Raw genomic sequence first — 834 nt, 5'->3', positions numbered from 1 at the left:
CTGCCTCAGTAAGTGAGTCAATTTCAGCCTCACAGTCTGTTTCAAACTCAGAATCCGCTTCATCAAGCGTTTCAGCGTCAGAATCAGCAAGTGCCTCTGAATCCGCTTCAGTTTCTGCCTCAGAATCGACTTCGGCTAGCGTCTCAGCGTCGACTTCAGCAAGCGCATCAGAATCAATAAGTGCCTCAGAGTCAGTTTCAGCGAGTGCGTCTGTGTCTGAATCACAATCAGCCTCAGTAAGTGCTTCGATTTCAACAAGTGAGTCTGTATCGTTGAGCGAGTCGCAAAGCGCAAGCACATCTGCTTCAGTCTCTGTCTCAAAATCTGTAAGCGCATCTGAATCAGCTTCAGTGTCTGCCTCAGAATCAGAGAGCACATCAGCTTTAGCATCTACTTCAGAATCTGCTTCTACATCAGCATCCTTGAGTGCCTCTGAAAGCACAAGCACTTCAACAAGTATTTCAACTTCGTTGAGTACATCAGCAAGTCTTTCAGCCTCAACAAGTGTATCTGCGTCATTGTCTGCATCAGTCTCCGCCTCAGTATCAACTTCAGTAAGTGTATCTACATCAGAATCCGCTTCATCAAGAGTTTCAGTATCAGAGTCAGCTTCTACATCAGCATTCTTGAGTGCCTCTGAAAGAACAAGTGCTTCAACAAGTATTTCAACATCATTGAGTACTTCAGCGAGTCTTTCAGCCTCTGCATCAACAAGTGCTTCCGAGTCAGCCTCAACAAGTGCCTCAGAATCAACTTCTGAAGTGAAAGATCCTAAGCATAAACGTGGTAGCCAAGCGCTTCCTAAGACTGGTGAGGAAAACTCATCATTGTCAA

Annotated in this window: 1 pseudogene; it reads right to left on the bottom strand. The window is 45.4% G+C overall.

The annotated features are described in order from the left end of the window. Positions 1-834, bottom strand: a pseudogene (locus tag AX662_RS10870) (hypothetical protein); the annotation flags it as partial.

The organism is Streptococcus sp. CCH5-D3 (genome assembly GCF_001556435.1).
In the GTDB taxonomy this organism is placed as follows: Bacteria; Bacillota; Bacilli; order Lactobacillales; family Streptococcaceae; genus Streptococcus.
This window is presented reverse-complemented; position numbering and strand designations above follow the sequence as displayed.